This is a genomic window from Limnohabitans sp. 2KL-17 (genome assembly GCF_003063415.1).
Classification (GTDB): Bacteria; Pseudomonadota; Gammaproteobacteria; order Burkholderiales; family Burkholderiaceae_C; genus Limnohabitans_A.
Genome location: NZ_NESK01000079.1, coordinates 1 through 1,151 on the forward strand (window position 1 = coordinate 1; position 1,151 = coordinate 1,151).

Sequence of the window (1,151 nt, forward strand, 5' to 3'; positions counted from 1 at the left end):
CGCCCCCTGCTGACGGATTTGCCCCAAGGTGCGCATGCGCGTGAGGTTATAGGCGGTCATCGTCAGCACAAACATCTGATCGACTTTCTCCAGCCCCCGCACCATCACCTGCGCCATGTGGCCCACCACTTTGGCCCAGCCAAAACCTTGTTCGATCAACTTCCTCTTTTGCTGTGAGATGCCGTAGCCCACCGCGGCCGCTATCGCATCGGGTACTGCTGACTTCCTGCCCGAGGTGTTTTGCGCCACATGCGGCGTAACCTTCATCTCTTGCAGCGCCTTGATGAATTCCTCTGCGTCATAGCCCTTGTCCGCGCCCAATGTGATTTCAACGTCTGGATCGCCCTTGGCTTGCAGCGCATCTGCCATCATGGCTTTGGCCGCTTCACGCTCGGCGTAGCCGTCTGCTATGGTCACCACCGCGCTGGCAATCAAGCCATGGCGGTTGTCGCTCAATGTGTGGCCCATGTAGCGCAGCTCGCTTGTCGTATGGCCCTTGCGGTAGAGCCTGGCATCGCCATCTGTTGTCGATTCGTGTGTCTCGTTGCTGCGGCTTTGGCCTTTGAAGTTGCCACCATCGCCTCCGTCACTGCCGTCCTTGCGTACAAAGCTTTTGTGGCCTGCCCAAGCATCGATGAGTGTGCCGTCCACACTGAAGTGCTCACCCGAGAGCAGGCCTTGTTTGTCGGCCATCTCCAGCACTTGGTTGAACAACTCAATGACCGCGTCGTGCTCGATCAGCCGTTCACGGTTTTTGCTGAACACGCTGGGCACCCACACTGCATCGTCCATAGACAGGCCAATGAACCAGCGAAACAGCAGGTTGTATTGGGTCTGCTCCATCAATTGGCGCTCAGAGCGCACGCTGTAGAAAATTTGCAGCAGCATGGCTCGCAACAGTTTCTCGGGCGCAATGCTGGGGCGACCTCCTTTGATGTCCGCTTCGTACATGCTGCCCAGCAGCGCATCCATCTTCACCAAGGCCTCATTGACCATCTTGCGAATCGGGCGCAGTGGGTGGCTCGCTGGTACGAAATCGTCCAAATGACGCATCGTGAAAAGGCTCTCGGTGAAGGTGTCAGCGCCGCGCATCATGTGTCCGTGTAGTTGCTCAACAATTAACGTTTCTCAGGGGCTCGGCGTGGACCTAA

General features: G+C 57.4%; 1 protein-coding gene. It reads right to left on the bottom strand.

What is annotated here, in order from left to right; genetic code table 11:
• On the bottom strand, window positions 1-1,092 hold a 1,092-nt coding region (locus tag B9Z45_RS16645; RefSeq protein WP_108408293.1), incomplete at its 3' end, for an IS5 family transposase.
• Window positions 1,093-1,151: the final 59 nt, after the last annotated feature.